Source organism: Escherichia sp. 93.0816, assembly GCF_013368855.2.
GTDB classification, from domain to species: Bacteria; Pseudomonadota; Gammaproteobacteria; order Enterobacterales; family Enterobacteriaceae; genus Escherichia; species Escherichia ruysiae.
Genome location: NZ_JABWNC020000012.1, coordinates 98382 through 122371, shown reverse-complemented (window position 1 = coordinate 122371; position 23990 = coordinate 98382). Strand labels below are relative to the sequence as shown.

Sequence of the window (23990 nt, the reverse complement as noted above, 5' to 3'; positions counted from 1 at the left end):
GGGCTTTTTTATCAAAACTCCATTTTCACCGTGAATTGCACTTCACGAGGATCGCCAATCTGATTGCCCAGATTATTTGTGGCGATGGAAGAGGTGTAATACGTTTTATCAAACAGGTTTTTGACGTTTAATTGCAGAGTGACCGGATACTGCAATTTCATTTTGTATGCGGCGAAGGCATCGGCAACGAAATAGCCTGGCAGATAATAGTCAGCCCCATTGGTTGCCGAACGACGGCTTACGCCATGTCCGCCACCGCCAAGCGTCAGTGTGTTATTGCCTGGCATGTTGTGAATGTCATAGGTCAGGAATAGCGAACCGGTATGACGAGGAACATTCGGCAATGGTTTTCCTGCATAATCAGGATCATCCAGAACCTTAGCATCGGTATAGCCGTAGCTGGCAATTATATTAATATTTTCAGTTAATGCTCCCGCAAGGTCGACCTCTACCCCTCTTGAACGAACGCGGCCTGCCGTTTTGGCGATGGTTTCGTCACCAATACTTTCGGTATACAAGACGTTACGTTTATGGATATCAAACAGCGCAATATCTGCGGTTATACCATCGAACAGCTCGAATTTTGCCCCGACTTCGTAAGCATTAGATGATTCCGGTGGAAGATCGCCAATGTAGCTGGCAATTGACGATTGCGGCATAAATGTTTGCGAATAATTAGCAAATAAGGATACCGATGGCGTCAGTTTGTAGACCAACCCCAGTTTGGGAGTCCATTGTTCATCGCGACTGTCAGTATTGACATTAAAAGGGCGGCCTTTACCCGCATACTGCGTGTAATACTGATAGCGGATCCCGGCGACGGCAATCCAGTTATCGGTTAGATAGAGCGCGTCCTGTGCATAAGCTGAGTAGCTCTCCTGTTTGATCGTCTGATCACTGTCCGACGCCGAAACCGTTGTGCATTTGCTGGTATTGCCATAAACGGGGTTGTAGATATTGAAATCTTTAGCGTTTTTACAGCGAATCATATCTGTGCGCAGAAGATCATAATATTCATATGACACCCCACCCAGAATCTCATTATAGAACCCAGCAATATCAACATTCCCTTGCAGATCCGCACGAGTAGAATGCATACGCTGGGTAGATCCCTGAGTTGCATCAACACGCCGTGTCAGCGTTCCTGTCGTTGCATCATACGCGGTAACGCGAGCCTGATTGTCGCTGTATTTATCCTGGCTGTAGCTGTAATCAAAGCGCGCTGTCCACTGGCTATTGAGATGATATTCTGCGTTGAGTTGCGCCAGATCGGACTGACCATCTGTAATATTAAACGGTTCGTCAAAACGTATTTTTCGATCAACGTTTACGGGCTGTTTCGTCGTTAGGTCGAAAATCGTTCCACGATCGAACGGAGTTTTATAGTCCCGATGGGAATAGAGCATGGTTACTGTTGCATTATCACCAAACCAGGTGAGTGACGGGGCAATAAATGTACTGCGCTCTTTACCGAAGTTTCGCCAGTAATCTTCATCCTGCACTTCCCCCGTCAGGCGGTATGTCAGCTGAGTGCCTTCAATGGGACCTGTGATATCAAGTTGCCCAGTGCCTCCGCCAAAACTGGAGGACGTGGCTGAGACAGAACCATGGAATGTTTTTTCCGGGCGCTTGGTCACGACGTTAATCAATCCACCAGGATCGAGAATGCCATACAGCGTGGAGGCCGGACCTTTTAGCACTTCCACACGTTCTGTGGCGGCGTTGAAACTGCGAGGAAGTACAGTTCGCAGGCCGTTGGTCATGATGGAGCCATCCCGGTTTGCGCCAAACCCACGACGTACAAAGGCGTCCTGAGTTCCGCCTAATGTATTGGTCTGTACCACGTTACTGACGTTATAAAGCGCCTCATCCAGCGTCGTCGCATTCTGATTTTCCAGAACCTGATCGCTAACCGTATTGACCACCTGCGGGATATCCAGCATCGGCATATCGGTTAATGTCGCCGTGGAAGTGCTCAGAGGTTGATAACCATCGGTCGCCTCAGTTGCGGTATTTGCATCCGCTGTAACAGTGATTGTTTCGCCATCTTTGGTCGTTGCAGTGTCGGTTGCATGAATCATTGGTGCTGCAAAGAGCAGTGAAAAGAGCGCCCGACCTTTGACTCCTGAGAATGAAGGTGTGAACTTAGCCATTTAGTCTGTTATCCCAAAAACTCACGGATTGTCGCGAGTGAAAATTGTTTCTTGTTGCTCACTAAGCACTATCCGTTTGTTATTTCGCCATCGGATATGTAATTGAGAATCATTCAATCATGTGGTTATGTAGTAGTAAATGATAAATAACAAAAAAGTGCTACATGTGTTTTTATGAGAGATTAATGCAATTTAGTTGTGATTAACTTATTGATATATAATGATTTTATTTTTATAGTTAAAAATATTTAACCTGTTATTTACCTTGTTTTTGTGTGGATTTTAACTTCTTGACTACTACATTTTGTGGCGTCAAACTCTCAAAGGAGAATGAGTTTTATTTTTGTTTGTCTTTGATTAAGTTGGCGTACACGTGGCACATAACGCAAAAGGGCAGGGGCTGATCCTCGACAATGTTTCTGCCGGGTATCACAAGAAAATCATTGTTGATGGTGTTTCTTTCTCCGTTCCCACAGAAAAAATGACCGTTCTGGTTGGGGCAAACGGTTGTGGAAAGTCGACGTTGCTCAGCACCATTGCACGTATCTTGCAGCCTATGGGCGGCTCTATATTGCTGGATGGTAAAGCGATTCACGAGCAACCAACGAAAGCGTTATCCCGTAGACTTGGGATCTTGCCGCAGTCGCCATTATTGCCGGAGGGCTTAACCGTTTATGAACTGGTGTCGCGTGGGCGTTTTCCCTGGCAAAATTTCATACGTCAATGGAGCGACGCCGACGAGCAGGCGGTAGAAGAGGCACTGAAATTAACCGGTACGCAGGAGTTTGCACATTTACCGGTTGAAAAACTCTCTGGTGGGCAGCGCCAGCGCTGCTGGATTGCGATGGTGTTGGCGCAAAAGACGCCTTATATCCTGCTGGATGAACCCACAACCTGGCTTGATTTACGTTATCAGGTTGAAATTCTTGAGTTATTACATGATTTAACGCGTCATCACGGGCGTACAGTCGTCGTGGTGTTGCATGATCTGAATTTTGCCGTGAATTATGGTGATACGTTGATATTTTTACGCCAGGGAAAAGTGGTGCGTGTATTGAATGAGGGGGAGCATTGCACGCCTGAGCTGGTAAAAGCTGTCTTTGACGTTGATGTTCACGCATCAATAAATCCTCTGACGGGGAAACCGTTTTTCATGCCGTTTCGTTGTGTAGAAAAAGTATGATGCGCGCGGGGCTGGTTACTGTATTTTTCTTCGCCTTACTGCTGGTGGGATGCGTGGTATATCCAGGGATTGGTGCCCGATTTATTGCACCACAAACGGTGTTGCAGGCATTTCTTCATTTTGAACCGCAAAACTTCGATCACAACGTAATTGTAAGACTCCGTTTGCCGCGTTTAGCGGCAGCATTGCTGACTGGTGCTTCTCTTGGCGTTGCTGGTGCTTTGTTGCAGGCTGTCATTCGTAACCCATTGGGGGAACCACATATTTTAGGCTTAAATGCCGGCGCCGCCCTGGCTGTCGTTGCCGCCAGCGCGCTTGGACTGGCCTTTCCTGTTGGGCGCCCACTGCTGGCATCTGCGGGAGGCGCGTTATTGTTCCTGTTGATATTGCTGCTTTCCTCCGCAGGGCGTTCAGGGTTAACGCCAATGAAAGTTACTTTATGCGGCGTGGCGCTATCGGCGTTTGTTTCCTCAATAACGGCTGCAATCCTGATTCTTGACGAGCAAACGTTGCTGGCGATGCGGACATGGTTAGCAGGTGATTTAGCGGGGCAGGATTGGGCGACGCTTGGTACGTCCGCCTGGTTTTCTTTGGGGGGATTTGTATTAGCCCTTTACCTTGCTCCCTCTCTTAACATGTTGGCACTGGGCGATCGTATGGCGCAGGGGCTGGGTGTCTCGGTACTACGCACGCGGACATTCACTTTGATCGCGATCGCGTTGCTTTGCGGTGCTGCCGTATCGATAGCTGGCCCCATTGGCTTTGTCGGCTTGCTAGTACCGCAGATTGTCAGGCGCCTGGTATCAACGGATCTGCGCGTTCTGCTACCTCTTTCAGCTTGTGTCGGCGCCCTTTTGTTATTACTGGCAGATATTATTGCCCGGACGCTTTTCACGCCCCATGAGTTAGCGACCGGTGTCATGACGGCGTTAGTTGGTGCGCCCGTTTTTGTCATTATGGCGACGAGGATGTTCAAATGAGTCGGATAATGAACGTCGGACTACGCCCACTACGTGTTGGTAAGTTTTCGACACTGGTGCGCCCTAAAAACCTGGTGTTGCTTAGTGGGCTGTCTCTGTTTGCGGTTGGAATACTGATATTCGGTTTGATGCATGGCACTTTCTCCGTCCCGGCATCGGAAGTCGGGCGAGCGTTGTTTGCTCCAGAAAACGTAAGTACAGACGCACGTTATATTGTGCAGGATATCCGCTTGCCAAGAGTCATCATGGCATTGCTATGCGGGGCCATGTTAGGTATGGCTGGAGCCGCAATGCAATCCATTGCGCGTAACGGCCTTGCCGATCCCGGTTTAATCGGCGTTAAAGAAGGATGTAGCGTGGCTGTGCTGTGGCTGATTTTCCAGTTTCCAATGCTGGGAATGTTCTGGCGTCCAGTGGCTGGTCTTGCTGGTGGCTTGTTGGTAGCTTTAATCGTGATTTTTTGCGCGCGCGATATTTCTCGCCCGCGATTTGTTCTGATAGGCATTGGCGTGTCCTGGTTTTTCGCCGCCGGGATCGGTGTATTTATGACCACAGCAGATGTTCGTGATGTACAAACTGCATTGATGTGGTTATCGGGAAGCCTTCATGCAGCCAACTGGATGTTAGTCGGTATTTCAGCCTGTTGGATGGTGCCAGCCGCTCTTTTATTGCTGTTCACCGCCCGGACTGCGGATATCGCTCTGCTTGGTCATCAGATTGCAACCGGGTTAGGTGTGAATAGTTCCCGTCTGGCGTTATTGCGTGTAGCCGCACCAATAATCCTGACAGCTGTCTGCGTTTCATGTGTTGGTAACATCGGTTTTGTCGGATTGATAGCACCGCATATATCACGTTTTATTCTGCGTGGCGGGCAGACGACATTACTGCTGGGGAGCGCAGTATCGGGGGCGTTATTAGTTATCCTGGCGGATAGCCTTGGTCGTTTGGCTTTTTTGCCTTTGCAACTGCCAGCCGGAATCATTATTTCACTGATTGGTGGACCATTCTTTTTACTACTGCTCTGGCAGCGCAGGAACAGTTTTTAACGGGAGTTATATGCGTTTATTTTTTTCTCTGCTAATACTGTTGTCATTTTTTGCCCGTGCAACAGAACCGGTTCAGGTCTTTACTGATGATTTAGGGCGCAAAGTCACTGTTCCTGCACATCCAAAGAGAATTGTCTCTTTACACGACCTTGATATCACTATTCCTCTGATTGAACTCGGTGTACCTCCTGTCGCCAGCCACGGGCGAACACGGCCTGATGGTAGCCATTTCATTCGATCAGGCGCGTTACTGACAGGCGTCGACTTCGATAATTCATCGATAGCCTTTATTGGAACTGCTGATATTGATATTGAAGCGATTGTGGCGGCAAAGCCTGATCTGATCATCACAGAACCGACCCGTAATACGCCCATTGAACAACTGGAAAAAATTGCGCCCACGGTGAGCATTGATCATCTCAAAGGGGGCGCGCCAGAAATCTACCGCAAGCTGGCAGAACTTACAGGAACGCAGGCGCGGCTAGCGATACTTGAACGCCGCTATCAGGCACAAATCAATGCGCTGAAGGCGACGCTGGACAGCCAACAAATAACGGTATCGGTGATTCAGGCAAATCAGGGAAAAATTAATGTGATGCATAGCTATCATTCGCTGGGGCGTGTATTACGCGATGCTGGTTTTCGCTTTCCGCCGCTGATTGAGAGCATTCCTGAAGGTGGGCGAATGGATGTGAGCGCGGAGCGTTTGCCTGAACTGGATGCCGATTTTGTTTTTGCAACCTGGCGTGGTGACACCGGTGGTAAACCTCAGGATGAGCTGGCAGCAATGGAAAAAGTCATGCCGGGATGGTGTCAGTTTCTGACGGCCTGTCGTTCCGGGCGCTATGTGCTGATTTCTCGTGAAGAGGCGATTTCTAACTCCTTTGCATCGCTGGGGCTGATAGCCGCGCAGATACAATCACAAATTGCAGGGCGAGCTCTACCGGAGGCCAAATGATTCAGAAAGACAAAACACGAGTTGATATTTTTGGTGAGCGTTTTCGTACTCGCGCGAGTCAGTTAACGCCTGGGTTAAGAGCCGTCGCCAGCTACATTAATGAACATCGTGAAGTGGTACTCGAGCAAACGGCGATGGAAATTGCGACCACATTGAACACTTCTGATGCCACAGTGATTCGGGCTATACAGGCCCTGGGGTTTGCGGGGCTACGAGATCTGAAACGCACTCTGGAACAGTGGCTTGGTCCTGCTCTTAGTTCCAGCGAAAAGATGTCTACGACGGTGAGTAACTTGACGAGTGATGTTAACACCGCAATCGATTTTGTTCTTGAAGGGCATTTGTATACCTGTAATGTCCTGTCAGAGCCTGAAAACCGCCATGCGCTTGCACAAGCGGTAGCTATGCTGGTGCAGGCGCGGCAAGTTGTTATTTTTGGCATTGGCGCTTCGGGTATTCTGGCGGACTATACTGCACGGTTATTCAATCGTATTGGCTTACCCGCCACGGCGCTAAACCGTACTGGTATTGGCCTTGCCGAGCAACTGATCGCGCTTCAGCGTGGTGATGTATTGATCATGATGGCGCAAAAATCCGCACACCGGGAAGGACTGACAACGCTGCGTGAAGCAAGACGGCTGGGGATCCCTGTTATTTTGCTGACAAACGCTCTGGATTCGCGTTTTAGCAAAGACGTCAGTATCGTGATTCATGTTCCGCGCGGCGATGAAAAGGGGAAAACGCCGCTACATGGTACGGTATTGTTGTGCCTGGAAATGATTGTCTGGTCGGTGGCTTCCGCAGTGCCGCAGCGTGCGGTTAAAACCATTAAGCGAATTAACGATTTCCATCGGGGTTTGAAAACGGGAAGAAAGAATGGCTGACCGGGTGCAGCCATTTCAGATGCCTGATGATAATTATCCCGGTAAGACTGACATTTTGTCAGGGGGGGCTAGTTGATCGGACACAATTTATGTCGATCAGGAAATATACTGGCCAGTGAACCAGAGAGCATCTTCCAGTCGGTACTCATTATATCTGTTTGTGCGAGTGTAATGACTGCCCCTTGTTGCTTAATTAAATCGCTTTCTATTTTTGTATAATGAATAACGGTAAAATCCGTGGAGAACCATTTTTCCGTAGAAAACATTTTCGTCATCGCATTAATGTTTGCTTGTCCGTCATCGACAAACACAATCGCGTCATATTTGTTCTCCATTTTATCCAGCATAAAGTCGAGAATTACGCCTTTATCTTGTCCGGAAGAAAAAAATATCCCCTGGCTGTACAACCATGAGCGTTTAAGTTTTCCTTTTTCAAAGGGTGGCAAAGCATCCTCTTTTTTCCTGAGTGCGGAAGAAGAAAAATCAATGCCGTTTCGCTTTAGTTCACGTAATGTTGGAAAGAGTGTATCTGGCGCCCTGGATGTCAGAGCAAAGGCGGTATGTTTCTGTTGCCATTGTTTTAACATCGCCGGTAACTGTGACTCGGTAAGCTGCATAGGGCTAAGTTCATAAAGCATACTGATTGCATTTTCATACAGGCAAGGAACTTTTTGTGAGCTATCTGGTTTTAACGGTAGTTTGCCGGTTTGCCATTGATACCAGATATCACCGCCAATACGTGTGCCACTCGTTAATAACGTATTATCAATATCAAAAACTAATAATATCTTATTGGGAGGATAGAGAGTTTCCTTTTCTGTTATGATTTTATTGACTGTACTATATTCGCTAGTGACTATATTTTTTACCTGTGCACAAGATAAAGCAGGTAGGGCAGAGAGCATCATCCAGAGGGTGATTTTAAATTTATTATTCATTTTTTTATTCCAGATTAGAAAGTATAGGTCAGACCCCAGCGCCAACGGATTTGGCGATTGCTTGATGTTTTATCCACACCTTTATAATCCGCAACACTCATATAAGGTATCCATGATCCCATTTTATACCCCACTTTAAATGATGCAGTGTAGTTTGTATGACCATCATTCCAGGTTAAATAACCATTATTGTAATAGACCAGGTTTAACTGATATTGGAAGTTGGTGTTTTGTGGTCGATAATCGATCCACACATCGTAACGGCGGTTATTACGATCATCATTGCCATAACCTTTAGATTTATCGGTGGCTTTATCCATGTCATAACGAAAACGACCCGAAACCTTCCACTCTTTGCTGAAATCATAACCAGCAGAAAGACCATATTCGTAAGTTGACCAATATTGTGTGGTATCAAGCCAGAACATGGGTTCTAACCAGAACTTTTTGTCATCCAGCGGCTTAAAGCGGTAAACGACAGATAATCCTGTTCCGTTATTGCCAAATTGTGAGGGGTCCCACTTATCTTTATCACCTTCATCGGTGTTATAGCGTAATTCCCCCATCAGGCCGATACCGTTGCTAAAAAACGTACCAAATTCGACACGGTCCGCGTGAGTGCGAGTATCATCGAGATACTCATGGCGATAATCAATAAATCCATGCGGTTGTTCTGCATAGGTGAGCGTAGGCGAAAAGCCAGATAACGTTATTATTCCTACGAGTGATAATTTAAGATAAGAGTTCATAATATTCCCTTTCAGAATAAAATATATTTTTGGTGGCTGAATACACCATCTGATAATTCCAGGTGTCAGAATTTTTATATCTGTGGTTTGATTCTAAATTTTAAGTTTGTTTTCCTTATCGATGAATAAATAGAATTTTGTCTGTTGATGAGGCTGGAAATTGTTATCTGATACAAATATTAATGATGTATGCCCATCAATTTCAGGACCGAATGTTACCCCTTCAATACAATCCGCTGATGAAGTGTAATCGGCAAAATCGATCAACAATTTTTTACTGACGGGTTGTAACGTGGATTTATTGGGCCAGTCTTGTAGACTGTCAATATTCTTGATATCGCTCGCGGTATTTAAATCCACCATATAAACTCTGACGGAGTAATCCCAGTCATTGAACCCAGCACTGACGTTCCTGCCGGAACGTTCGATGACCAATAATTGGTGATCATTCAACGCCAGGATCTCGGATACGCCATTATCATTAATACCGAATTCACTCACTTGCGGAACAGGATCAGTAATATAGAGATATTCATGCAATTGCGTTGAAGGTTGACCGTCTGCATCCATAGAAAATTGCAGTAAGCGTGATGTGCCTGAATTTATTGGGCTTGCAATAGGTCCATCCTGCTTAAGACTACTTTCAACGGCGATAAAAAGTGATTTACCATCAGGTGTAAGCGTCAGGCCCTCCCAGGCATTGCCGCTGCGGATACCACTGGTACTCTCTTTGCCAGAGCTAATATTAAAGCGAGCAGGAAATAAAGACGTAAACTCCTTCTCCATTACGCCATCAAGAGTGCTCAGACGCAGTGGTGCACCTAATTCCGAACTCCAGATTAACGATTCACCATTGTGTGTCAGTGCCAGACCTTCGGCATCCACCATATTGATCATGAAAGGCTGCTGCTTTGCGTCAAGCAGTGGACGTTGGTTGAGAAAATTTACTTGCTCAATGCCCCTGGATGACACCTGCATTTTTAGCGTATAAAGGCTGGCATCTCCCTCCTTATTATTGTTTCTGCTATCGTTAATAGCGTAGAAAATATTCTTTTGGGGATCAAATGTAATGGCAGAAATCCCCGCAATGGTGACATTGTTCTGTTTTTCTCCCGTAGGGAAGTTAAACTCGCCGGCATAATGAAGAAAACTGTTTGCCTGCGCTGTTGCGCATAACAGCGGTAATGCCAGAAAAATAGCGGCATGTTTTATTTTCATGATGTTTACCTGTGTGTGTATATCTATTTTTAGTCGTGTTGTAAAAGAAAAAGATTAACCTCCGATGGCGTCGCCAGATGGCCTCTGGCACCTAACGCGGTAATATTTATTGCGGCTGTAGCAGAGGCAAATTTCAGAGCTTCAATTAAAGACATGTTTTTTATTAAGCTATAAATAAAGGCACCATTAAAAGTATCTCCAGCGCCTGTGGTATCAAGAACGGGGATTGTATAACTACCGATTTGCACTTGCTCATTGCCTTTGACCGCAATCACTCCCCGAGCATCCAGCGTTACCACGATAGCATCAAGTTGATAATCTTCTTGTATATCATGCAGAAGAGCGCAATCTGGCTCTGCTGCATATCCACGAATAAAGCCGTCATAATTAAAAATCGCAATATCTGCAAGCTGTAAAATACTGGCAAGGCGCTCAGGTGTTGCAACGATATGGGGTTCAATATCAACGACGACTTTTGTCGTCTGGCTATGGGCATATTGGGCCAGCATACGAAATTTCTCTATATTGGCTGGCATCGAATAAAAATAATGACTTTGAGCAATAGCCTGTAGGGCTTTTTCTTCATCCCATTCATGATCGCTGCCAGGTGAGTAAACCAACGTTTTTTCACCTGATTCGTCAATAAAAATAATCGCGGTATTGGCAATTAAATCCGGGATTACCTGAATGAAATCACAATTCACATGATGTTTTTTAAATCCGTCAAGAATGATCGAGGCCGAATGATCATTGCCTATACATGAGACCGAAACAACATCGAGACCCAATTGTCCCATCGCACAGGCACTGTTGGCGACGGTGCCGCCAGCTTGTTCGCCCAGGCGTGCCCCGATCACTTTACCGCCACGTGTGGGGAGTGACGGGATAGATAAAAACATATCTATATTTCCACTACCTAAAGCGGCGACATCAAATTTCTTCATAGCCTTATTTCTCCATATGGCTAACGCGTTTTCCGCCTGCGTTGACATAATCAGAACTTAAATGCCAACACATTTCATATAACCACTGCATGACCAGAAATAAATTGGTGGACTCACTGGCGTCAGGTATAAAACTGATTAATTCTGCTGTTGCTCCCTGTTCAATGATTGCTTTTTGGGTTGCAAGGTAAAATGGGTACTCGCAGGATGTGGCTGGTATTAAAAAATAATGCTGACTGGCATCAACTTGATATAAGCGTAATGAATGATAGAATTCTTCCACAGGAAGGGCTGTCGCACGAATCTGTGGGCCACAGGAAAGTAAATTACTGCCCGATAATGCCAGTCCCCAACTTAAGCCGCTACCCAGAAACGTCATCTCTTTTTGCTGATAAAGACGGCGCTTCTTTTGCTGCCAGTGCCGATTAATCTGTCTAAATTTCCCTTCCAAATCTTCTTCAATTTGCAGTGGTGTTATGTCTGGACATAATTTTTGCACTAAGCGCAGGAGGGCATAAAGTGTGACACTACTACTTTGTGTTGGAATACCCTGCTTATTCGCCCATGTGTAGAGCACATTTTCTGTTATTGCGCAAAATGGCGTTCCTGGGCAATTCGTCACACCCAGTACTTGCGCGTTTGAGTATACAGCGTGGTGGAAGGCGTCAACGGCCAATGAGGGTCTGCCACTCGCGCTGAGAATAATGATCAGCGTTTCTTCCTGATAACGGGTTAAATCAGTCTGAAGAAAATCCCACGTTTGCAATGCGGAACAAGACAGATGTGTATATTTTCCCAGCCATGCGGCGACACACAGTGCTACCGTCCAGGAGTCGCCCGATCCCACTATATAGACGCGTTTGACAGCATACTCATCGAGCTGAATAGTAGAAAAACATTCACCCCAGATAATTGCCAAATGACGTAACGCTGCCGCCGTTGTGTCTATTTCCTCACGAGTTTTCGCTAATGGCATAATAGGAGTACGGGCTGACATGTTCATTATTTCTCCTGTGCCTGTAATGCAAGCAATGTCAGGCCAGACGCGGTCGCTTCAAGGTCGAAATCTTTATTATTTACGGCACGGAAAAAGGCATATTTGTCTTTAGGGAGAGCATCAAAACCGCGCCATGCTCCTGCAATTGCGCCTGCCATCGTGGCGATGCTATCGGTGTCGTTGCCGATATTGGCGCAAGCATAAATGGTTTCCCAGGGTTCTCCTTTGCAATACAGCAGAAGGCCGATTGCCGCAGGAATTGACTCGTGAGCTGCGACAGAGTTACCTACCAGACCTTCCATTTCTCGCAGGCAAGACTCCAGATCATTAGCACGTCTGGCGATGTCCGCTGCAAGCTGGATTCGCATGGCAATAGACGGTCCTGCCACACACCGAGCATGTTGTTTTGCCAGATGTTCGCCGTAATTAGCTCCCCAGATTGCGGCGTCCAGTAATGATGTAAGAGAGGCTTGCGGCAACATGGCTTGGGAGGCTGCCGCTGCGATAGCGCATGCGCTGGCAATCGCAATATTAGTGTCATGCGAAGGTAGACAGGTTAATAATGCCAGATTGCATGCTTTTTCTTTATTGCCTGGCCAGATTAATCCTGCTGGGGCGACACGCATCCCGGCACCATTCGTTGTACCGATATTGGGAGCCTGGCGAGAAGATGTTCCAATGCGCCCAATGGTGTTTGTTGGCCTACCTTCTTTGAGTGCTTTGACGATTTGTTCTGTCGTGGGGCCTTTGTAATTTGCGTAGGGCTGCATATCAGCCCAACGCAGGAGGCAAGCCAACCAATCCTTATTGGTGAAGTTATCAAAACCAGCCTGGATTAATCCCTCTGAAAATACATACATTTGACTGGAATCATCGGTAATCAGTCCAGCAACACCTTTCAATGAGCCAGCGAAAGTATCGGCGGGAGGAGATACAAAATCGTTTAAAAAACCACCCCATTGCTCTTTTATCTCATCAATGCTGTAGAGTTCAGTCGCCGCGCCTAAAGCATCGCCCATTCCTGCGCAGGCTAACGAACCTAAAATTTTGTTATAAATAACGTTTTTTTCAATTTTGTTCACAATATTCTCTCTATTACACACTAAAACTATCTTTTGTAATTCGTGCCTTGTAGGAGTAGCGGCTTGCGGGATAAACCATCTCAACGTACTCCATCGGTTTGCGTTCTACGGATAGCGTGACGCGGGTACAACTCAATACGACATCTTCGGCCGTCAGCTCCAGCAATGTCCGTTCCAGGGGGGAAGGAAGCCGGGCGGAGATAATTTCAGTTGCCTCTAAAGGTTTAATGGCGAGTTTTTCTTCCAGTAAAATATAGAGCGAACCTGTCGCCAGCAGCTCATCCTGGGTTATTTCTTGTCCGTCATTTAATGCAAGCCATGATGTTTGAATACCCAGTGGTGTACTTCCCATATAACGAATGCGTTTAATGTAAAATACGGTATGAACATGAATATCCAGTTCGAGATTTTTTCTGATGACATCACTGACGGGAATCAACCCCATCTCAAGAATATTCTGTGCAGGTATACCGCCACGAGCTTTAATATCATCAGTAAAGCTGTGTAATAAATGATTTTCCCTACTGCGAGCAGGTAATACAAATGTCCCTTGCCCGTGGACACTATGCAGATAGCCGCGTTGTTTCAGGCTTTCTATTGCCTTGCGAATCGTTGTTCTGCTGCTTAAATAATATTCTGAAAGTTCTCTTTCTGTTGGTATAGCTTTGCCTTCTTTCCATTCACCGTTATCAATCTTTTTCTTTATTTCATCAAAGATTTCACGATGTTTTAACTGACCTTTACTGGCTTTATAAATTCTTATCATGACAAAGCCTCATTTCATGTGGTTGATACCAACTCTACATTCTTTAGCTTTTATTACGCATGATGCTTGTTCACTATCTGTGACATAAAACAGAAAAAACCACATTTATAATTAAAAATCATGATGTTAAATGAGATTGGTTTTTGTGTGATGTTGTTCAATAATGATTTAATGGTTTGTTGTGGTATCTACCAATGCATTTATCCTCACTCACAGAAATCATGTGCTGAAATTTTTAACACATTTGTTTTTAATATGAATTTAAATAATTAATGAGTGCTGTGTATGAAACTTACGATAAATGAAAAGATAGGTTTTGGCGCGGGTGATATGGCTATCGCAATAGTAATGATGTCTTTGGCTATGATCATTACTTATTTTTACACGGATATATTTGGTCTGAAACCGGTAGATTTAGGTATTCTGTTATTTTCTGTGCGTATTCTTGATGCGGTTATCGATCCTGTTGTAGGGACGCTGACAGACAGAACAATAACGCGTTGGGGAAAATATCGGCCATGGTTGCTTTTTATGTCGATACCCTTTGGAATCAGCATTTGGTTGATGTTCATTACGCCTGATGTTGGTTATTCGATGAAACTTTTGTGGGCCTGGGCGACCTATATTTTACTCACCTTGACATATACATTCATCGCAATTCCTTATGTTTCGTTAATTAGCGTGATCACGGATGATCCACAAGAGCGATTGAGTGCCAACGGTTTTCGTTTTGTCATGACAAAAATCGCGATGTTTGCAGTAACTATTATTGTTCCTTTATCTGCAATGTATCTTGGTAAGAATAATGTACAACTGGGTTATCAAATTGCAATGGGAGCAATGGGAATTCTGGCAACGTGTTTATGTCTTTATTGTTTTTTTAGTGTAAAAGAACGTATCCACCATCCAAGACCTGCTCTTGGGATGAGCGCGCAGTTTCGGTTATTAGTCAAAAATGATCAGTGGCTAATTCTTGGTGTTGCCATCGCGGTCATTATGTTCGGTGGGATTATTCGTAACTCTGTAGCTGCATATTATGCAAAATATTATCTGAATGGTGGGGATGCTTTAATTTCACCCTTTTTAACCTCAGGCGTGATTGCTTCTGTTATGGCGATGGTAACTTGCACGTGGCTTACTCGTTTCTATGACAAAATAAAAATGTTTCGTTATACCCAATTACTGGCGTTCGTGGTGGGTGGCGCGATGTATTTTGTGCAACCAGATTCTATAGTGTTAGCCTTTACATTTTATATTGTGGTGACCTTCCTGACGGATATCCAGCTTCCCGTCTATTGGGCATCTATTGCTGAATCGGTGGATTACGGCGAAATGAAAACGGGGCAACGTGTTTCCGGGCTGGCATTTGGCGGGATTCTCTTTTTTCAAAAATTCGGTATGGGGTTGGCGGGAGGCTTTATAGGTATTGCTTTATCCTGTATGGGCTACCAACCAGGCATTGAGCAAACACCGAAGGCGCTGTGGGGGATCTGCTTATTAATGACGATAGTTCCAGCGGTGCTCAACCTGATAACTGGACTTATCATGCGCTTTTATCTGATTAATAATGAATATTACGAACAGATTAAAGCGCGTTTAGAGACGGCGGAAGTATGAAACTAAAAGTCGGTAGCAATACTGACCTTAACTTGTTGACAAAGCGCGCGTTGTTCATGCCGGATGCGGCGTGAACACCTTATCCGGCCTGCAGAATCGTGCAAATTCAATATATTGCAATCCTCTGCCAGGCCCGATAAGCGTAGTGCATCAGGCAATCTTACGTTTGCCATCAGTCTCAGGCCGATAAAAATTACCAGCCTCTTTTCAGGAACATCAAAGCCCCGGCTGCAGGATACGAATATTCATCTCCAGCACATCGCCTTTTACGGCTTCGCTGTACGCTTTCATATGCGGCGTCTGCAAATGCGCTTCAAGATGGGCAATGCTTTCCCACTGCTCAATCATCACGATAGAGTCCGGCGCCATAGACTGGAAACTCACGCCAGCAGCGCAATCCACCATCGGCGCATAGCCGTGGCAACCTTCTTCCTTCAGTACGATTGGAACGATTTTAGCAAACTGATCCAATACTGCCTGACGGTGATGTTGGCCAGGACGAGTACGGATTTCAGCGATTACTGTAAGCATGGTTAACTCCTTCTAAAGCCAGAGCTCTAGTTAACCAAAAATTTCCACAAGATGCTTGCGATATTCTTCAGTATAGCGGGGAACATCAGGCATTTTTATCACGTCATTAGCGATAAATGTCGGCAGCGGTTCCATGCCAAGGAATTGGTTTGCTTTATGGAACGGCAGATACACGCCGTCAACGCCGACGCCGTGGAAGAACTGATCTTTTTCGGTGAAGGCTTCCATTGGTGCGTTCCAGGTCAGAGAGAGCATATATTTTTTGCCCTGTACCAGGCCGCCAGAGCCGTATTTTTTCGACGGATCTTTGCGGGTACGACCATCGCTGGCATACAGCGTACCGTGACCTTCGGTGAACACATCATCAATGTATTTTTTCACCGTCCACGGCGCGCCCATCCACCAGCCAGGCATCTGCCAGATAACCACATCAGCCCAGAGGAAGTTTTGTACTTCGGCTTTGACATCGTAGTCGCTGTCGGCGCGAACGATACGGACATCATGCCCGAGGTCGCGGAGCGTGCCATCCGCGACTTCGGTCAGGGTGTCGTTCAGTTGACCATTGGAGTGGGCGAATTTCTTCGCGCCGTTGATAATCAGGATATTGCTCATTTTTTATCCTCAAGGTGAGAAGTTTGTCGACTATAGTACGTCACAGAGCGGTACGGTGAAATTAGCAAAATGTGCAAAGTCTTTTGCGAATTTTGCAACAATATCACCACTACCAGCTCACCTTCGCCTCAAATCCACCTTGTTCCGCATTCCCAAACACAACATTCATGCCATGCAATTTGGCAATTCGTTGGACAATCGACAGCCCAAGCCCACTGCCGGTGGCGGTTTGTCCCGGTGGACGATAGAAACGTTCGCCGATTCGCGCCAGCGCCTCTGGCGTCACACCGGGGCCGTTATCCCTCACGATGAAATTATTGGCATTCAGCGTGACGTCCACCACGCTGCCTTGTGGGCTGTAGCGCACGGCGTTATCCAGCAGATTTCGTACCAGCAAACTTAGCAATAGCGGTTGTCCGGTGCGTTTGATGCCCTGTGCGTTGAGCGTCAGCCGCACGTCAATTTTCGCCTGCTGCGCCGTGTGGTAAATATCCATCACCGCCGATTGCAGGAGATCTTCAAGTGGGATCTCCGCGACATCCTGAAGGTTATCCAGCGAGTCGAGCCGCGATAGTGTGAGCAGTTGATCAACAAGGCGGGTGGCACGATCAATCCCGGAATGTAATTGAAGCAGTGCTTTTTTCCGTGCCTGTGGATCGTCGTCAGAGAGCTGCGCAACTTCGGTTTGTACTTTCAGCGCCGTTAACGGGCTACGTAGTTCGTGAGCAGCATCGGAGGTAAAGCGTCGTTCACGAACCATCATCGCATGTGTACGGTCGAAAAGTTGATTCAGCGACTCGACCAGCGGACGCACTTCGTTGGGTACACCGTCAGCGTTGAGCGGTTTTTCCGAGTCAGGATCGCGCATACGCAGCGCCAGAGCCAGTTTGTTTAGTGGCGAGAGTTCACGACCCAGTAGTACCATCATGATAATCAACATGATAGGCAGCGCGATAAGCCAGGGAATGAGCTGTCCGGTGACAATCGCCAGCGCCATGTCTTCACGGTATTCCCACTCCTGGCCAACAACGATGCGATACTTACCATCGGGGGATGTCATCCAGACAAAACGCCAGGGGTCGTCTTCACCTACCAGTTGCCCGTTAGCAAAACCTTCACGTTGATAGCTATAGGGAATATCTTCGCCATTATCGCCATCGTTAAGGACCATGTTGCCGTCGTGAGTAAAGACAGCAAAGGTCAGCGCATCATCATCTACGTGACCGTGTTTTAATTTATTCGGTGTCTGCGCCATACGATCTGCCGCATTGATTTCGTTAAGATCGAGCGTACTTAATCGTTTGGCAAACAGCATCAACTGGGTATCGAATAACTCATCGACATTATCAATTGTTTGTTTCCAGGCGACAAAGCTGGAGAGTAGCCAGGTCACCGAGGCCAGAATCAAAAAGATCAGCGTCAGCCTGACTCGCAGACTAAGGCGTTGGGTAAATTTCATTTCTCACCTAATGTGTAGCCAATACCGTGAACGGTGCGAATAAAGTCGCTGCCGAGCTTACGTCGCAGATGATGCACATGCACTTCGATGGCATTGCTGGTGACCTCTTCGTCCCAGGTATACAGTTTTTCTTCAATCAGTTTGCGCGGCAGTACCCGACCGGCGTTACGCATCAGTAATTCCAGCAGAGCAAATTCTTTTGGCTTCAGCGTTAAGAGTTCGCCGGCCTGGGTGGCGATACGTTTGCCTGGGTCGAGCATTACGTTACCGTGATGTAGCTCATTGCTGGCTTGCCCGTTGCTTCGGCGCATCAGAGCTTCCAGCCTGGCAGCGACTTCTATTAAGGCAAAAGGTTTACACAGATAATCGTCGGCTCCCAGACGCAAACCTTCTACGCGTTCCGCCAGGGCATCGCGTGCGGTCAGGATTAATACCGGTTCACGCTGACCTTTATCCCGCCATTCGCGCAAAATATCGCGACCATCCATTCCCGGTAAGGTTAAATCCAGAATTACTGCGTCATAAGGTGCGCTATAAAGCGCCTCTTTTCCCTGACGACCTTCCGTAAACCAGTCAACACTAAAGCCCATCTTACTAAGACCTGTTTTGATGCCGTCGCCAATCAGCATGTCATCTTCTATCAGTAAAATTCGCATCTTTTCATCCCTGCGATAGCTGTATTCGTTGTCAGTAAACCGTGTTGTAACGCGCTCTGTACAGTACTAAATTTTCTTTTTTTTTCTTAAGAAGTTGTTAAGGAGTATCTTGTTTAATGCTCGAAAACAGACATTAAAGGGAGTAACAAACATGAAAAAATTAGCAGCAGTAATTGCAGTAATGGCTCTGTGTAGCGCACCAGTTATGGCAGCAGAGCAGGGTGGTTTTTCTGGACCATCAGCAACGCAAAATCAGGCCGGAGGATTTCAGGGGCCGAACGGCAGTGTAACTAACGTAGAAAACGCAAAATCCCTGCGTGATGATACCTGGGTAACCCTGCGCGGCAATATCGTTGAACGCATCTCTGACGATCTCTACGTGTTCAAAGATGCCAGCGGTACTATCAATGTCGATATCGACCACAAACGCTGGAACGGTGTGACTGTTACACCGAAAGATACGGTTGAGATTCAGGGGGAGGTCGATAAAGACTGGAACTCTGTTGAGATCGACGTTAAACAGATTCGTAAAGTGAATCCGTAATTATTACCGCTCCCGGGACGCGTTCCCGGGAATAATTTCGCAGGGAGGCAACATGAAAAACCAGTCACTGGACGTGAACATCATCAATTTCCCTTCAACCCGCGTGGCTTTGTTGCCGCATCGCTGTAGCCCTGAGTTGCTCAACTATAGCGTGGCGAAATTTATCATGTGGCGCAAAGAGACGGGACTTTCCCCTGTTAACCAAAGCCAGACATTTGGCGTCGCCTGGGATGATCCTGCCAGCACCGCGCCGGAAGCGTTTCGCTTTGATATCTGCGGCAGCGTTAGCGAAGCGATTCCGGAGAATCGTTATGGCGTGAGTAATAGTGAGCTTGGCGGAGGACGTTATGCCGTGGCTCGTCATGTTGGCGAACTGGACGATATTTCGCGCACAGTATGGGGGATCATTCGTCAGTGGCTGCCAGAAAGCGGCGAGAGAATACGTAAAGCGCCGATACTGTTTCACTACACTAATCTGGCTGAAGGGATGTCAGAGCAGCGGCTGGAAACGGATGTCTATGTGCCGTTGGCGTGACGGGAAATATTTTAACGGAGTGTGAGCCACATCACTCGCTATAAGTTTGAGCTAACAATCCCACCGGCGTATTGTTGTCGGGCTTATAATTTCTCCGGTAAGGAATACCATGTATACGCGAAATTTATTATGGCTGGTCAGCCTGGTAAGTGCGGCTCCTCTCTATGCTGCTGACGTTCCCGCCAACACACCGCTCGCCCCGCAACAAGTCTTTCGTTACAACAATCATAGCGACCCAGGCACGCTCGACCCGCAAAAGGTTGAGGAGAATACTGCCGCGCAGATTGTGCTGGATCTGTTTGAAGGTCTGGTATGGATAGACAGTGAAGGCAAAGTGCAACCCGCTCAGGCCGAATCATGGGAGGTGTCAGATGGCGGCAAACGCTATGTTTTCCATTTACGTCACGGTTTACAGTGGTCTGATGGCCAGCCCTTAACGGCACTGGATTTTGTCCTCGGCTGGCAGCGCGCGGTTGACCCCAAAACGGCAAGCCCTTTTGCTGACTATCTGGCACAGTCGCATATTAAAAATGCAGCGGCTATTGTGGCAGGCAAAGCGGATATTGCATCGCTGGGTGTGAAGGCTACCGATGATCGCACTCTTGAAGTCACGCTTGAGCAGCCCGTTCCCTGGTTTACGACCATGCTCGCCTGGCCGACGCTGTTTCCGGTTCCGCATCATGTGATTGCGAAGTATGGCAATAGCTGGAGTAAGCCAGAACATATGGTTTACAACGGTGCTTTTGTGCTTGATAAATGGGTAGTTAACGAAAAGATTACAGCGCGAAAAAATCCTCAATACCGCGATGCAGAGCATACTGTCTTGCAGCAGGTTGAGTATCTGGCGCTGGATAATTCGGTCACCGGCTATAACCGCTATCGTGCGGGAGAGGTTGATCTCACCTGGGTTCCGGCGCAGCAAATTCCTGCAATCGAGAAATCACTTCCTGGCGAGCTGCGAATTATCCCGCGTCTGAACAGCGAATATTACAACTTCAACACCCGGAAACCGCCGTTTGATGACGCCCGTGTGCGGCGGGCGTTGTATCTTACGGTCGACAGGCCGTTAATCGCGCAAAAGATACTTGGGTTGCGAACGCCCGCAACAACATTGACGCCGCCAGAGGTAGAAGGATTTCGTGCGCCAACGTTTGAGGAACTGCAAAAGCCAATGGATGAGCGTGTCGCGATAGCAAAAGCCTTGCTGAAACAGGCGGGATACGACGCCTCTCATCCGCTACGCTTTGAACTGTTCTACAACAAGTACGATCTGCATGAAAAAACGGCGATAGCCTTGTCTTCCGAATGGAAAAAATGGCTGGGCGCACAGGTGACGCTGCGCACAATGGAGTGGAAAACGTATCTCGATGCCCGGCGTAGCGGTGATTTCATGTTGTCGCGGCAGTCGTGGGATGCGACATATAATGATGCATCCAGCTTCCTGAACACGCTTAAAAGCGATAGTGAAGAGAACGTCGGTCACTGGAAAAATGCAAAGTATGACGCGTTATTGAACCAGGCCGCGCAAACCACCGACGCGGGAAAACGTAATGCGCTGTATCAACAGGCCGAGGCCATTATCAACCAGCAGGCACCGCTCATTCCCATCTACTATCAGCCGCTGATCAAACTGCTTAAACCTTACGTTGGCGGTTTCCCGCTGCATAATCCCCAGGATTATGTCTACAGCAAAGAGTTGTATATCAAGGCACATTGATGCCTTTATCGCCGTCGGAGTACGTCCGGCGGCACTATTCACACTGATCTCCTGTGACTCGACGCGACAGATAATGTAGTATCTCCGGCAATATTGCCCCTTTGAAGGCTGGCGAATAAGTTGAGGAATCAGAATTAATGAGCGATATGGCAGAGCGCCTTGCGCTACATGAATTTACGGAAAACGCCTACTTAAACTACTCCATGTACGTCATCATGGATCGTGCGTTGCCGTTTATTGGTGATGGTCTGAAACCTGTTCAGCGCCGCATTGTGTATGCGATGTCAGAACTGGGTCTGAATGCTACCGCCAAATTTAAAAAATCGGCCCGTACTGTGGGTGACGTACTGGGTAAATACCATCCGCACGGTGACAGCGCCTGCTATGAAGCGATGGTACTGATGGCGCAGCCGTTTTCTTACCGTTATCCGCTGGTTGATGGGCAGGGAAACTGGGGGGCACCGGACGATCCGAAATCGTTCGCGGCAATGCGTTATACCGAATCCCGCCTGTCGAAATATTCTGAGCTGTTATTGAGTGAGCTGGGGCAAGGGACGGCGGACTGGGTGCCAAACTTCGACGGCACTTTGCAGGAGCCGAAAATGCTGCCTGCTCGCCTGCCGAATATTTTGCTTAACGGCACCACCGGTATTGCTGTCGGGATGGCGACGGACATTCCGCCACACAACCTGCGTGAAGTCGCACAGGCGGCAATCGCGTTAATCGACCAGCCGAAAACCACGCTTGACCAGTTGCTGGATATTGTTCAGGGCCCGGACTACCCGACCGAAGCGGAAATCATCACCTCCCGCGCCGAGATCCGTAAAATCTACGAGAACGGTCGTGGTTCTGTGCGTATGCGCGCGGTGTGGAAGAAAGAAGATGGCGCGGTAGTTATCAGCGCCTTACCGCATCAGGTTTCTGGTGCGCGCGTACTGGAGCAAATTGCTGCGCAAATGCGCAACAAAAAGCTGCCGATGGTTGACGATCTGCGCGATGAATCTGACCACGAGAACCCGACCCGTCTGGTGATTGTGCCGCGTTCTAATCGTGTGGATATGGATCAGGTGATGAATCATCTGTTTGCCACGACCGATCTGGAAAAGAGCTATCGTATTAACCTCAATATGATTGGTCTGGATGGGCGTCCGGCGGTGAAAAACCTGTTGGAAATCCTCTCCGAATGGCTGGTGTTCCGTCGCGATACCGTGCGCCGCCGTCTCAACTATCGTCTGGAGAAAGTCCTCAAGCGCCTGCATATTCTTGAAGGTTTGCTGGTGGCGTTTCTCAATATCGACGAAGTGATTGAGATCATTCGTAATGAAGATGAACCGAAACCGGCACTGATGTCGCGTTTTGGCATTACGGAAACCCAGGCGGAAGCGATCCTCGAACTGAAACTGCGTCATCTCGCCAAACTGGAAGAGATGAAGATTCGCGGTGAGCAGAACGAACTGGAAAAAGAGCGCGACCAGTTGCAGAGCATTCTGGCTTCCGAGCGTAAGATGAATAACCTGCTGAAGAAAGAGCTACAGGCCGACGCACAAGCCTATGGCGACGATCGCCGTTCGCCGTTGCAGGAACGCGAAGAAGCGAAAGCGATGAGCGAGCACGATATGCTGCCGTCCGAACCCGTTACCATTGTGCTGTCACAGATGGGTTGGGTACGCAGCGCCAAAGGCCATGACATCGACGCACCAGGCCTGAACTATAAAGCGGGCGATAGCTTCAAAGCGGCGGTGAAAGGCAAGAGCAACCAACCGGTGGTATTTGTTGATTCCACTGGTCGTAGCTACGCCATCGACCCGATTACGCTGCCGTCGGCGCGTGGTCAGGGCGAACCACTCACCGGGAAACTGACGTTACCGCCAGGTGCCACTGTTGATCACATGCTAATGGAAAGCGACGATAAGAAACTGTTGATGGCTTCCGATGCTGGCTATGGATTCGTCTGTACCTTTAATGATCTTGTTGCCCGTAACCGTGCAGGTAAAGCATTGATTACCTTACCTGAAAATGCGCATGTTATGCCGCCAGTAGTGATTGAAGATGCCTCTGATATGCTACTGGCTATCACCCTGGCGGGACGCATGTTGATGTTCCCGGTAAGCGAGCTTCCGCAACTGTCGAAGGGTAAAGGCAACAAGATCATCAACATCCCATCGGCAGAAGCCGCGCGGGGCGAGGATGGTCTGGCTCACCTGTATGTACTACCGCCGCAGAGCACTCTGACTATTCATGTCGGGAAACGCAAAATTAAACTGCGCCCGGAAGAGTTGTTGAAAGTGACTGGTGAGCGTGGTCGCCGTGGCACCTTGATGCGCGGTTTACAGCGTATCGACCGTGTCGAGATTGACTCACCTCACCGCGCCAGCAGTAGCGATAGCGAAGAGTAACATGCCGGAGGGGCTTTCTCCCGTT

At 47.6% G+C, this 23990-nt stretch carries 22 protein-coding genes; 10 read left to right on the top strand and 12 right to left on the bottom strand.

Features of this window, described 5'->3' with window-relative positions:
- Positions 1 to 11: 11 nt before the first annotated feature.
- Positions 12 to 2153: a TonB-dependent siderophore receptor gene (locus HEM79_RS14225; protein WP_176241591.1), complete on the bottom strand. Its 2142-nt coding sequence runs from the start codon at positions 2151 to 2153 to the stop codon at positions 12 to 14.
- A gap of 373 nt (positions 2154 to 2526) precedes the next feature.
- Here HEM79_RS14225 and HEM79_RS14220 point away from each other — a divergent pair, with 373 nt between their 5' ends.
- From HEM79_RS14220 to HEM79_RS14200, 5 genes are read left to right on the top strand one after another with little or no spacing between them, the layout of a single operon-like run.
- Positions 2527 to 3336 (top strand): ABC transporter ATP-binding protein, encoded by an 810-nt coding sequence (locus HEM79_RS14220; RefSeq protein WP_176241592.1) that lies wholly within the window; start codon positions 2527 to 2529, stop codon positions 3334 to 3336.
- The gene (locus HEM79_RS14215; protein WP_016159770.1) at positions 3333 to 4316 is read left to right on the top strand and encodes a FecCD family ABC transporter permease; all 984 of its coding nucleotides are present in this window, start codon (positions 3333 to 3335) and stop codon (positions 4314 to 4316) included. The genes HEM79_RS14220 and HEM79_RS14215 overlap by 4 nt, the downstream gene beginning before the upstream one ends.
- A gap of 8 nt (positions 4317 to 4324) precedes the next feature.
- On the top strand, positions 4325 to 5362 hold the full coding sequence (locus HEM79_RS14210; RefSeq protein WP_176241646.1) for a FecCD family ABC transporter permease: 1038 nt from the start codon (positions 4325 to 4327) through the stop codon (positions 5360 to 5362).
- 10 nt (positions 5363 to 5372) lie between these two features.
- On the top strand, positions 5373 to 6320 hold the full coding sequence (locus HEM79_RS14205; protein WP_176241593.1) for an iron-siderophore ABC transporter substrate-binding protein: 948 nt from the start codon (positions 5373 to 5375) through the stop codon (positions 6318 to 6320).
- Positions 6317 to 7204 (top strand): MurR/RpiR family transcriptional regulator, encoded by an 888-nt coding sequence (locus HEM79_RS14200; protein WP_176241594.1) that lies wholly within the window; start codon positions 6317 to 6319, stop codon positions 7202 to 7204. The genes HEM79_RS14205 and HEM79_RS14200 overlap by 4 nt, the downstream gene beginning before the upstream one ends.
- 68 nt (positions 7205 to 7272) lie before the next feature.
- Here HEM79_RS14200 and HEM79_RS14195 read toward each other — a convergent pair whose 3' ends face one another.
- The 7 genes from HEM79_RS14195 to HEM79_RS14165 form a co-directional block, all read right to left on the bottom strand.
- Complete coding sequence (locus HEM79_RS14195) at positions 7273 to 8142, bottom strand: DUF2608 domain-containing protein (RefSeq protein ID WP_001060175.1); 870 nt, start codon at positions 8140 to 8142, stop codon at positions 7273 to 7275.
- Positions 8143 to 8156: 14 nt separating this feature from the next.
- Entirely contained in the window at positions 8157 to 8891 is a 735-nt protein-coding gene (locus tag HEM79_RS14190) for an oligogalacturonate-specific porin KdgM family protein (RefSeq protein ID WP_001089848.1), read from the bottom strand.
- Between the two features lie 93 nt (positions 8892 to 8984).
- Positions 8985 to 10109 (bottom strand): esterase-like activity of phytase family protein, encoded by a 1125-nt coding sequence (locus HEM79_RS14185; RefSeq protein WP_000693794.1) that lies wholly within the window; start codon positions 10107 to 10109, stop codon positions 8985 to 8987.
- Between the two features lie 29 nt (positions 10110 to 10138).
- The gene (locus HEM79_RS14180) at positions 10139 to 11053 is read right to left on the bottom strand and encodes a carbohydrate kinase family protein (protein ID WP_024212550.1); all 915 of its coding nucleotides are present in this window, start codon (positions 11051 to 11053) and stop codon (positions 10139 to 10141) included.
- A 4-nt stretch (positions 11054 to 11057) separates the two neighbouring features.
- The gene (locus HEM79_RS14175; protein WP_010347835.1) at positions 11058 to 12056 is read right to left on the bottom strand and encodes an SIS domain-containing protein; all 999 of its coding nucleotides are present in this window, start codon (positions 12054 to 12056) and stop codon (positions 11058 to 11060) included.
- A complete protein-coding gene (locus tag HEM79_RS14170) occupies positions 12056 to 13132 on the bottom strand; it encodes an ADP-ribosylglycohydrolase family protein (RefSeq protein ID WP_001033109.1) in 1077 nt (358 codons plus the stop codon). The genes HEM79_RS14175 and HEM79_RS14170 overlap by 1 nt, the downstream gene beginning before the upstream one ends.
- 13 nt (positions 13133 to 13145) lie before the next feature.
- Positions 13146 to 13898: a GntR family transcriptional regulator gene (locus tag HEM79_RS14165; RefSeq protein WP_000619463.1), complete on the bottom strand. Its 753-nt coding sequence runs from the start codon at positions 13896 to 13898 to the stop codon at positions 13146 to 13148.
- Positions 13899 to 14183: 285 nt separating this feature from the next.
- Between HEM79_RS14165 and HEM79_RS14160 the strand changes: the two genes are divergently transcribed.
- Positions 14184 to 15515: an MFS transporter gene (locus tag HEM79_RS14160; protein WP_085461196.1), complete on the top strand. Its 1332-nt coding sequence runs from the start codon at positions 14184 to 14186 to the stop codon at positions 15513 to 15515.
- 216 nt (positions 15516 to 15731) lie between these two features.
- Here the strand turns inward: HEM79_RS14160 and HEM79_RS14155 are convergent, their stop codons facing one another.
- The 4 genes from HEM79_RS14155 to qseB all read right to left on the bottom strand — a co-directional run bounded on the left by HEM79_RS14155 (position 15732) and on the right by qseB (position 18773).
- Positions 15732 to 16046 carry a putative quinol monooxygenase gene (locus HEM79_RS14155; protein WP_000958592.1) on the bottom strand — a complete coding sequence of 105 codons (315 nt, stop codon included), beginning with the start codon at positions 16044 to 16046 and terminating at the stop codon, positions 15732 to 15734.
- A 30-nt stretch (positions 16047 to 16076) separates the two neighbouring features.
- On the bottom strand, positions 16077 to 16658 hold the full coding sequence (gene mdaB / locus HEM79_RS14150) for an NADPH:quinone oxidoreductase MdaB (RefSeq protein ID WP_000065430.1): 582 nt from the start codon (positions 16656 to 16658) through the stop codon (positions 16077 to 16079).
- A gap of 109 nt (positions 16659 to 16767) precedes the next feature.
- Complete coding sequence (gene qseC, locus HEM79_RS14145) at positions 16768 to 18117, bottom strand: quorum sensing histidine kinase QseC (protein WP_176241595.1); 1350 nt, start codon at positions 18115 to 18117, stop codon at positions 16768 to 16770.
- The gene (gene qseB, locus HEM79_RS14140; RefSeq protein WP_001221480.1) at positions 18114 to 18773 is read right to left on the bottom strand and encodes a quorum sensing response regulator transcription factor QseB; all 660 of its coding nucleotides are present in this window, start codon (positions 18771 to 18773) and stop codon (positions 18114 to 18116) included. The genes qseC and qseB overlap by 4 nt, the downstream gene beginning before the upstream one ends.
- A gap of 151 nt (positions 18774 to 18924) precedes the next feature.
- Between qseB and ygiW the strand changes: the two genes are divergently transcribed.
- The 4 genes from ygiW (at position 18925) to parC (ending at position 23965) form a co-directional block, all read left to right on the top strand.
- Entirely contained in the window at positions 18925 to 19317 is a 393-nt protein-coding gene (ygiW, locus tag HEM79_RS14135; RefSeq protein ID WP_000731637.1) for an OB fold stress tolerance protein YgiW, read from the top strand.
- 52 nt (positions 19318 to 19369) lie between these two features.
- Complete coding sequence (locus tag HEM79_RS14130; protein WP_021551428.1) at positions 19370 to 19852, top strand: AraC family transcriptional regulator; 483 nt, start codon at positions 19370 to 19372, stop codon at positions 19850 to 19852.
- A gap of 109 nt (positions 19853 to 19961) precedes the next feature.
- Positions 19962 to 21569, top strand: a complete 1608-nt coding sequence (locus HEM79_RS14125) for an ABC transporter substrate-binding protein (protein ID WP_176241596.1) — start codon at positions 19962 to 19964, stop codon at positions 21567 to 21569.
- Between the two features lie 137 nt (positions 21570 to 21706).
- Positions 21707 to 23965, top strand: a complete 2259-nt coding sequence (gene parC, locus HEM79_RS14120) for a DNA topoisomerase IV subunit A (protein ID WP_001281916.1) — start codon at positions 21707 to 21709, stop codon at positions 23963 to 23965.
- Positions 23966 to 23990 lie beyond the last annotated feature (25 nt).

What these genes read in the sequence shown, in the direction of transcription:
- HEM79_RS14195 (WP_001060175.1), bottom strand. Translation starts at nt 8,142, where the DNA reads ATGAATAATAAATTTAAAATCACCCTCTGGATGATGCTCTCTGCCCTA.
- parC (WP_001281916.1), top strand. Translation starts at nt 21,707, where the DNA reads ATGAGCGATATGGCAGAGCGCCTTGCGCTACATGAATTTACGGAAAAC.
- HEM79_RS14175 (WP_010347835.1), bottom strand. Translation starts at nt 12,056, where the DNA reads ATGAACATGTCAGCCCGTACTCCTATTATGCCATTAGCGAAAACTCGT.
- HEM79_RS14125 (WP_176241596.1), top strand. Translation starts at nt 19,962, where the DNA reads ATGTATACGCGAAATTTATTATGGCTGGTCAGCCTGGTAAGTGCGGCT.
- HEM79_RS14215 (WP_016159770.1), top strand. Translation starts at nt 3,333, where the DNA reads ATGATGCGCGCGGGGCTGGTTACTGTATTTTTCTTCGCCTTACTGCTG.
- qseC (WP_176241595.1), bottom strand. Translation starts at nt 18,117, where the DNA reads ATGAAATTTACCCAACGCCTTAGTCTGCGAGTCAGGCTGACGCTGATC.
- HEM79_RS14165 (WP_000619463.1), bottom strand. Translation starts at nt 13,898, where the DNA reads ATGATAAGAATTTATAAAGCCAGTAAAGGTCAGTTAAAACATCGTGAA.
- HEM79_RS14160 (WP_085461196.1), top strand. Translation starts at nt 14,184, where the DNA reads ATGAAACTTACGATAAATGAAAAGATAGGTTTTGGCGCGGGTGATATG.
- mdaB (WP_000065430.1), bottom strand. Translation starts at nt 16,658, where the DNA reads ATGAGCAATATCCTGATTATCAACGGCGCGAAGAAATTCGCCCACTCC.
- HEM79_RS14130 (WP_021551428.1), top strand. Translation starts at nt 19,370, where the DNA reads ATGAAAAACCAGTCACTGGACGTGAACATCATCAATTTCCCTTCAACC.
- HEM79_RS14225 (WP_176241591.1), bottom strand. Translation starts at nt 2,153, where the DNA reads ATGGCTAAGTTCACACCTTCATTCTCAGGAGTCAAAGGTCGGGCGCTC.
- HEM79_RS14185 (WP_000693794.1), bottom strand. Translation starts at nt 10,109, where the DNA reads ATGAAAATAAAACATGCCGCTATTTTTCTGGCATTACCGCTGTTATGC.
- HEM79_RS14205 (WP_176241593.1), top strand. Translation starts at nt 5,373, where the DNA reads ATGCGTTTATTTTTTTCTCTGCTAATACTGTTGTCATTTTTTGCCCGT.
- HEM79_RS14180 (WP_024212550.1), bottom strand. Translation starts at nt 11,053, where the DNA reads ATGAAGAAATTTGATGTCGCCGCTTTAGGTAGTGGAAATATAGATATG.
- qseB (WP_001221480.1), bottom strand. Translation starts at nt 18,773, where the DNA reads ATGCGAATTTTACTGATAGAAGATGACATGCTGATTGGCGACGGCATC.
- ygiW (WP_000731637.1), top strand. Translation starts at nt 18,925, where the DNA reads ATGAAAAAATTAGCAGCAGTAATTGCAGTAATGGCTCTGTGTAGCGCA.
- HEM79_RS14190 (WP_001089848.1), bottom strand. Translation starts at nt 8,891, where the DNA reads ATGAACTCTTATCTTAAATTATCACTCGTAGGAATAATAACGTTATCT.
- HEM79_RS14200 (WP_176241594.1), top strand. Translation starts at nt 6,317, where the DNA reads ATGATTCAGAAAGACAAAACACGAGTTGATATTTTTGGTGAGCGTTTT.
- HEM79_RS14210 (WP_176241646.1), top strand. Translation starts at nt 4,325, where the DNA reads ATGAACGTCGGACTACGCCCACTACGTGTTGGTAAGTTTTCGACACTG.
- HEM79_RS14155 (WP_000958592.1), bottom strand. Translation starts at nt 16,046, where the DNA reads ATGCTTACAGTAATCGCTGAAATCCGTACTCGTCCTGGCCAACATCAC.